Below are 8,233 nucleotides of genomic sequence, written 5' to 3'. Positions count from 1 at the left end.
CCCTTCTCACGCTCGATCGTCACACCGCGGACAAAGGGGGGGACGACGGTATGTTCGGGGCCAAGACTCTCCGTCGTTCGATGACCCACCTGTCCACGCAGCTGTCCGCGGCCCAGGTGGGCATCACCATCACGACCCTGCTGACTGGTTATCTGATGGAACCATCCCTGGGCAAGCTCTTGGCTCCAGTCTTCGAATCGTTGGGCGCGAGTCCGGGTCTGGCAGCCCCGATCGCCCTGGCGATCGCTCTCATCGTGTCCACGTTCCTGTCGATGATCTTCGGCGAACTGGTGCCCAAGAATCTGGCGATCGCAGTGCCGTTGGCAACCGGCCGCATTGCCGCGCCGATGCAGTATGCCTTCTCCCTCGTCTTCAAGCCCGTGATCAGCGTGCTCAACGGCACCGCGAACAAGATTCTTCTGTCCTTCGGCATCGAGCCTCAGGAAGAGGGCTCGGTCGGTCGGTCGCCCGAAGAGCTGACATCTCTGGTGCGTCACTCCGCTGAAGAGGGAATGCTCGATGAGCAGACCGCCGACCTCCTCGAACGGACTCTGAGTTTCTCCGAGCGCACCGCAGAGGACGTGATGACTCCGCGCACACGCATGTCATCGGTGTTCAAGGATACGACCGCGCGAGCGATCATCGAACAGGCCCGAGAGACAGGGTTCTCTCGCTTCCCGGTCGCCGGCGAAGATAAGGATCACATCGTCGGCGTCGTCCATGTCAAACAGGCATTTGCGGTTCCGCTGCCCAATCGTGACGATGCATACGCCGGAGGACTGATGACCGAGGTGACAGAGATTCCTGAAACTCTCCGGCTCGATCCGCTCCTCATGGAGCTTCGCGCCAAGGGCCTGCAGCTGGCCGTCGTCGTCGACGAATTCGGCGGCACCGCCGGTGTCGTGACGCTCGAGGATGTCGTCGAAGAACTCGTCGGTGAGGTCGCCGATGAGCATGATCGGATGCGTGTGGCGGCGCGGCCGGCTCGGGATGGCACATGGATCGTTCCGGGACAGCTTCGTCCCGACGAAGTTTCGTCGACGATCGGACTCGAGATACCGGAAGATTCCGATTATGAGACTCTGGCGGGCTTCGTCCTCAAAGAACTGGGGAGGATCCCAGAACCAGGGGACCAGATCCGAACTGATGACGCGCTGATCCGTGTCGAACGGATGCATGGTCGCCGGGTCGAGAGATTGCGCATTCTCCTTCGTGCGACCGACGCAGCCGGCTATGAACAGGGTGGTGAATTCTGATGAGCGCTGACTGGTTCGGCCTTATCTGGCTCGTCGTACTGCTTCTGGGCAACGCCTTCTTCGTCGCAGCCGAATTCGCGGTGGTCGCGGCCAAACGATCACAGCTCGAGCCCCGGGCTCAGGAGGGGTCATCCGCGGCGAAGACCGCTCTCTACGCGATGGAGCATGTCTCGGTGATGTTGGCGATCTGCCAACTCGGAATCACCGTGTGCTCTCTGCTGTTGGGCAATGTGGCAGAGCCGGCCATCCACCATCTCCTGTCAGGGCCGCTGGAAGGACTGGGCATTCCGGCCGGGTTGTCCTCGACGATCTCTTTCATTCTGTCTCTGGGCGTCGTCACATATCTGCATGTCGTGATCGGCGAGATGGTGCCGAAGAACATAGCTCTGGCAGCCTCGGCTCGCGCCGTGATGCTGCTGGCGCCCCCGCTCGTCTTCCTCTCCCGCGTCTTCGGCTTCGTCATCAAACCGCTCAACGGTCTGGCCAACTCGATCCTGCACCTGTTCAAGATCGAAGCACGCGACGAGGTCAACGAGGCGTTCACGATCGAGCAGGTTGAGTCGATCGTCGCCGAGTCCAAACGCGAAGGTCTGCTCACCGACGACACCGGGCTTCTCAAGGGTGCACTGGAGTTCAGCGACAAAACAGCCGCCGACATCATGGTCCCGATGTCCGAACTGATCACCATCTCCTCCAGTGTGACTCCTGATGAGCTCGTCACCCTGGTCGGAAAGACCGGGTTCTCGCGCTATTTCGTCACCGACGAAGACGGATATCCGCAGGACTATCTCCATATCAAAGACGTCCTCTATGCCGACAGCACGCTCGAATACGGTGCACCGGTTCCGACGAAGAGATTCCGCCCCCTGTTCACGGTGACTGCGGGTGACGAAGTCGAAGAGGCCCTCTCCCAGATGCAGAAGGTCGGCATTCACGTTGCCAGGGTCGTGTCTGCAGACGGAAACGTGCTGGGACTGCTCTTCCTCGAAGACGTCTTGGAAGAACTCGTCGGGGAAGTCCAGGACGCCATGCAGCGGGGCCGACACGAATACTGAGCATGACATCACTCAGGTACGGTGATGAATGTGTGACACACGTCATCCAAATGCCTGTTCTTTTGTAACAATATGTTACTAAAGGCCCCCGCCGGAGCCCGCAAAAACCCGATCTGTGACGCTCTGGTGGGGGTTGAGACGTGCTAAACACCAGGTCACACGCCACATATGAACGGAAAGTGACAATCTGTAACGACCTCGTTATAGTGTTGTGACATAAGGTTTTCGTTCGCCCGGATACACGGCGGCCGAAATACGGACAACAGTACGGAGTAATATGTCGAGTGAGTCCTCGACCGCAGAGATGCCACTGGTTCGCCGTCGCGATCTGCGCAAGCAGCACACAGCTTCACCTGTGCCATCTGTCTTTTCCAAGCAGTCCGCGACATCGGTGTCGCAGCATTCGGACCCGACTCCATCCGCACCCCTTTCGCCGCGTCGTGCCGCGATGGCTGCAGAAGCCAGGGCCGCCGCTGGATCTCCACGTCGGGCCGCGATGGCCAAGGAAGCTTCGGCCCATCCCGACCATGGCGGTTCGGCCTTCGTGGCCGCTCGCATGGGCAGCCGCGGATCTGACGGTTCACTGCTGCGTTCGGTGCGTCGACGTCGTGTGACGACCTTCTCGGCTTTGGCCACTGTCTCTGTCACAGGAACCGCGATCGCCGCCGTCATGGTTGCAGGCAACATGAGCGGCAATCAGGAAGTCAAGGTCGACGAGACTGCCGCCGATAGCCAGACTCGCGCCATCAATTCTGAATCCGTCTCCGCCGATATCAAGGCAGACGACGAGAAGACGAGCATGGCCATCGGCGCCCCGAGCGCCAAACAGACCAAGGTCGAGGCCGCTTCGCGTGCCATCACCAAAACAGTGCTTCCCGGATGCGAAGGCGAGGCTCCGAAGGGCGAGGCGTCGAACGGTGAGGTCCCCGAAGAGTGGCTGTGCGATATCGGCGTCGGAAACCACCAGCTGCGTTCGGACGCTGCGGTGTCCTTTGCCAAGATGAACGCTGCGTTCAAGAAGGACACGGGAAAGGAACTGGCAGTCACCGACTCGTATCGGTCGCTGGAATCTCAGATCTCCGTCGCGGAACGCAAGCCCGGATTCGCTGCTCGCCCCGGCACGTCCAACCACGGCTGGGGAATCGCGCTGGATCTCGGTGCGGGAACTCAGAACGGAACCGGCGTGCAGTATGACTGGCTCGTCGCCAACGGTGAGAAGTACGGTTGGGAGAACCCCGACTGGGCAAAGCGCAACGCCTATGAACTCTGGCACTGGGAATATGTTCCAGGCCGCAAGGACCTCAAGGGCGCCTGATGCCGATATCCGCGTGCAATCGAGACTCGATTGCACGCGGATCCGTTTTGGGAAGCACCACAAGTCGGTGATAGCATTGCACCCGTTGCCCGCGTAGCTCAGTGGATAGAGCGTCTGCCTCCGGAGCAGAAGGTCGTAGGTTCGAATCCTGTCGCGGGCACCACACACCGTCCTCCTCATCAGCTGAGGTGGGCGGTTTCTGCTACCACCGATTATGGTGGTTCCTAAGCAACCTCAACCAGCTGATGAAGGCCCTGATGTCGACTCCTGCGGATGTGACGAACGCCGATGTCGTGCTCAGCGCACAATCGGTGCGTAAGAGCTTCGGTCGCGGCGACACCGCTGTGACAGCCCTCGATGACATCACGGTGAACTTCGAAGCCGGCAGGTTCAGCGCGATCATGGGACCCTCGGGCTCAGGAAAGTCCACGTTCATGCACGTCCTCGCCGGACTCGACAGAGTGGATTCCGGAACCATCACGATGGGCGGCCAGGAGATTACCGGTCTCAATGACAAAGAACTGACCCAACTGCGGCGAGACCGGGTCGGATTCATCTTCCAAGCATTCAATCTTGTTCCCACACTGACCGCTGAACAGAACATCGAGCTGCCGGTGTCGCTGGCTCGCAAGAAGATCGATCCGGAGTGGAAAGCAGAAGTCGTTGAGCGTCTTGAGCTGGGGGACCGGCTCAGACACCGACCGCACGAACTCTCCGGTGGCCAGCAGCAGCGCGTTGCTGTGGCTCGAGCCCTTCTGACTCGCCCGGACGTGATCTTCGCCGATGAGCCCACAGGCAACCTCGACTCCCAGGCAGGAGCAGAGGTGCTGGCCCTGCTCCATGGTGCAACCACCCGCTACGGGCAGACGATCATCTTGGTCACCCACGACCCCGTAGCCGCCTCCCACGCCGATCGCGTCGTGCTGCTCAAGGACGGACGGGCCGGGGGAGAAGTGCAGCAGCCGAGCAGGGAATCCGTGGTCTCCGCGCTGGGTGAACTGAGCGATCTGTGATCGCAGTCGCTCTGGCGGAGATCCGAATCCACTGGGCGCGATTCCTCGCAGTGGGTCTCGGCATCGCGCTGGCGGCTGGATTCGTCGCCTCGACCCTGATCATCAGCTCATTCCTGCAGACGAGCCTGCAGGAATCGGTCGGGCACACATTCTCCGAATCGGATCTCGTCATCGTTCCGGGCCAGGACGTCTTCGTCAATGGGCAGGAAGTCTCTCCTCTGGTGAAGCCTCTGGAACGGGTCGACGGGGTCAGCGGTGCGGCCGTCAGTGCTCGCACGACGACGACAGGTCGAGGTCAGTCCTTCTCTGAGAGCACGTTCGCTCTGAATCCTGCACCCGCCGATACGAGCCTGGATACGTTCTCCATCACCGAAGGCACACGGCCCGATTCGAATACCGACCTGGTCCTGGATGAGGCCACTGCGACAGATCTGGGTGTGGGCATCGGCGAGGAGATCCGCTTCTCCGTTGACGCGGTGTCCGTCGGGCCTGATGAAGATTCGATGCCCGTCTACCGGGGACCTCGCCAGAGCAACACGACGTTCACCGTGGTCGGTCTGGCCTCCATGGGCAGCGGTCCCGCGACTGCAGGCATGCACCGGGGAATGACAACCTCGGCGAGCTATCAGGAGTACTTCGCCCAACAGGGCGACGTCATTGCGCTCCAGATCGCGCTCGACGCGGGTGCGGATCCGGCCGCGGTCCTCCCGCGTCTGCAGGCGACGATCGACGACTCTGCACGGCAGGGGAGCCTGGAGGCGATGACCGTCTCCGACGCCATCGACGTCAAAGCCGAACGGCTTTCCGGCGGCAACGAGGTCATCACCTGGCTGCTCCTGGCCTTCGCCGGCGTCTCAGTCATCGTGGCGATACTGGTGGTGTCCAACACGTTCTCTGTCATCGTGGCCGGGCGCAGACGCGAACTGGCACTGCTGCGCTGCCTGGGAGCCTCACGTCTTCAGCTCTACGGGTCTGTGGTCACGGAGGGTACGGTCGTGGGGCTGCTCGGGTCGATCATCGGTGTGGCTGCAGGGGCAGGCTTCAGCTTCTGCCTCGCTGCCGGAGCGAAGCAGATCTGGCCCAAGGAGTTCGACTATCTGAGCCTCAGTGTGCCCCCATCGGCATTGTTGATCGGCGTTGCCGTCGGGGTGCTTCTCACGGTGCTCGCCACCATCCGACCGGCCCGCAGCGCCATCGCGGTGACACCGCTGGAGGCGCTGCAGCCCTTCGACGAGGCGCTGTCTCCTTCGCGCCAAAGCAGGCTGCGACACATCGTCGGGTGGTCGAGCATCGGCCTCGGAGTCGCGCTCCTCCTCGCCTCGATCTATCTGATTGAACAGTCGCAGGCATGGATCCTGGGCGGCGCACTTGGGGGAGCTCTTCTCGTCTTCGGCCTTGTGCTGTGCTCCGTGATGATCATTCCCCCTATTGTCGTGGCCATCGGTGACCTGGCCTTCAGCCCCTTCGGCATCCCGGGTCGACTGGCCACCCTGAACACCTTGCGCAACCGCCGGCGAACAGCAGCGACCGCAACCGCACTCATCATCGGCGTCACCCTTGTGTCGACGATTCTGGTCGGCGGAATGTCAACGAAGGCCACGATGGGTTTCGGCCTCGACCAGCGCTATCCCATCGACATCGCTGTCCCGCTCGAAACCACCGTCGACCGCGACGAAGCCGATGGCGTGCGTGACATCGCGGGCGTGGAAGCCGTCGTCGTCGCTCATCGGGCACAGGTGATCGGCGATCACGGCGACTCACCCCCTGAGCTCTATGTCATCGATCCCGAATCGGCGCAGACGGTCATCAGCGAGGGCGCCGAGGCCCCGGTCGCCGGGAAAGTGCTCGTCCCCAAGGACTTCGCTCCCGACAGCATCCGCATCAAGGGTCTCACCGAGGCGACGGTTCCGGTTGAGAAGGCCGGTGACTCGAGTCTGGTGTACTTCACCACCCCAGATGTCGGCAACGACCTGGGCGTGTCCGCAACCTCCACGTCCGTTCTGGTCAGGGTCGACCCGAAAGCTTCGGTCTCAGACGTCTTTCGGATCCAGCAGGACGTGGCCGAAGCACTCGATGTCACCAGCGACGAGGTAGCCGGTTCAGCAGTGGCTCGTGGCCAATACTCCGAGTTCATCGACGTGCTTCTCATCGCTGCTGTGGCGCTCCTATTCGTTGCGGTCCTCATCGCCCTGCTCGGTGTCTCGAACACGGTGAGCCTGTCGGTGATCGAACGTCGGCGGGAGAATTCCCTGCTCCGGGCCCTGGGTCTGAGCATCTCCCAGCTGCGATCACTGCTCGCTCTCGAAGCCACCCTCATATCCTCAGTTGCGGCGCTCATCGGGCTCCTCCTCGGCGGTGCGCTCGGCATTGTCGGTACCCATCTGGTCACGCACGACTATTCCAATCGGCTCATCGTTGACTGGTCTCTTCCCTCCTCTTTGGGCATCCTGCTGGTGGCTATCCTTGCGGGGCTGCTCTCCGCTCTGGCACCGGCCAGACGGGCCGCGCGGCTGTCACCGGTCGAGGGACTCAAACAAGAGAACTGACCCCGCCGACGCTGGTGCGGTGAACAGGATGATAGAAATGCAAGCATGAAATCTGCGTGGGCATCCGGTCTGATCGTCATCGGAATCGTTGTCGCAGCATTCAACCTTCGCCCGGGCGTGACCGGCCTGTCGCCGCTGCTGGATGCGATGGGCACCGAGATCCATCTCAGCGCGGTGTTCCTTGCAATCATCGGGATGCTGCCGCCGCTGCTCTACGGAATCAGCGGCTTCATCACGCCACGGCTGTACAACCGCTTCTCCGGACTGACGATCTCACTGGCAGTGATGATCATGATCACGGCTGGCTTGGGCCTGCGCGCGATCGTCGACTCTCCCGCACTCTTCTTGGCACTCAGCGTTCTCGCGCTGCTGGGCATGGGCATCGGCAACGTCGTCGTGCCACCGATCGTGAAGTCCTACTTCCCGGACCGTGTCGCACTGATGTCGACAGTGCACGTGGGTCTGCTGCAGTTGGGGACTTTCATCCCGCCACTCGTGGCGGTGCCGCTGGCATCGCAGTTCGAATGGCGCGGTTCCCTGCTCGTGTGGGCTGTCTCCGCGGCGCTGGGGATCGCCGTCTGGGCAGTGATCGCTGTGCTCAGACCTGCACCCCGGTCGCAGGTCTCGGCCACGGTCGTCGGCGGAAGCGAACTGCTGCGACTGGTGAAGACCCGCCGAGCCTGGGCACTGATGACGATGACCGGACTGACCTCATTCAACAATTTCATCCTGTTCACCTGGCTGCCTTCCCTGCTGACACGAGCGGGCTTCGACCCGGCATTCGCAGGAGCCATGCTCGCTCTCGTGACCGCCATTCCCCTCGTCCTCGGGTTCGTCCTGCCGCTTCTCGCGCAGAAGATGCACACAGCGTCGCCGATAGTCGCGGCCTTCTGCGCCTGTCTGGCTGTCGGTTACCTCGGCCTGTGGCTCATGCCTCAGGCAGCACCGGTGCTGTGGACGGTCCTGTTGGGCATCGGAATCTCGACCTTCCCGCTGGCTCTGACCCTGATCACCCTGCGCTCGCGCAGCGCCGAGGCCTCGGCGGCAC

General features: G+C 62.0%; 6 protein-coding genes and 1 tRNA gene. All 7 read left to right on the top strand.

Annotated elements, in window-relative coordinates; all coding sequences use genetic code 11:
* Positions 1-1,256 (top strand): hemolysin family protein (locus ACE03M_RS10430; protein ID WP_485933901.1); only part of this gene is annotated, 1,256 nt, incomplete at its 5' end.
* On the top strand, positions 1,256-2,311 hold the full coding sequence (locus ACE03M_RS10425) for a hemolysin family protein (protein ID WP_485933900.1): 1,056 nt from the start codon (positions 1,256-1,258) through the stop codon (positions 2,309-2,311). The genes ACE03M_RS10430 and ACE03M_RS10425, both read left to right, overlap by 1 nt.
* A gap of 277 nt (positions 2,312-2,588) precedes the next feature.
* Entirely contained in the window at positions 2,589-3,626 is a 1,038-nt protein-coding gene (locus tag ACE03M_RS10420) for a M15 family metallopeptidase (protein WP_143923319.1), read from the top strand.
* Between the two features lie 87 nt (positions 3,627-3,713).
* Positions 3,714-3,789: transfer RNA gene (locus tag ACE03M_RS10415), tRNA-Arg, on the top strand.
* 94 nt (positions 3,790-3,883) lie between these two features.
* Positions 3,884-4,639: an ABC transporter ATP-binding protein gene (locus tag ACE03M_RS10410; RefSeq protein WP_186293134.1), complete on the top strand. Its 756-nt coding sequence runs from the start codon at positions 3,884-3,886 to the stop codon at positions 4,637-4,639.
* Entirely contained in the window at positions 4,636-7,185 is a 2,550-nt protein-coding gene (locus tag ACE03M_RS10405) for an FtsX-like permease family protein (protein ID WP_485933899.1), read from the top strand. The genes ACE03M_RS10410 and ACE03M_RS10405 overlap by 4 nt, the downstream gene beginning before the upstream one ends.
* A 45-nt stretch (positions 7,186-7,230) precedes the next feature.
* On the top strand, positions 7,231-8,233 hold a 1,003-nt coding region (locus tag ACE03M_RS10400), incomplete at its 3' end, for an MFS transporter (protein WP_485933898.1).

The organism is Brevibacterium sp. AGC70, from assembly GCF_057334195.1.
This window is presented reverse-complemented; position numbering and strand designations above follow the sequence as displayed.

What these genes read in the sequence shown, in the direction of transcription:
- ACE03M_RS10425 (WP_485933900.1), top strand. Translation starts at nt 1,256, where the DNA reads ATGAGCGCTGACTGGTTCGGCCTTATCTGGCTCGTCGTACTGCTTCTG.
- ACE03M_RS10410 (WP_186293134.1), top strand. Translation starts at nt 3,884, where the DNA reads ATGTCGACTCCTGCGGATGTGACGAACGCCGATGTCGTGCTCAGCGCA.
- ACE03M_RS10420 (WP_143923319.1), top strand. Translation starts at nt 2,589, where the DNA reads ATGTCGAGTGAGTCCTCGACCGCAGAGATGCCACTGGTTCGCCGTCGC.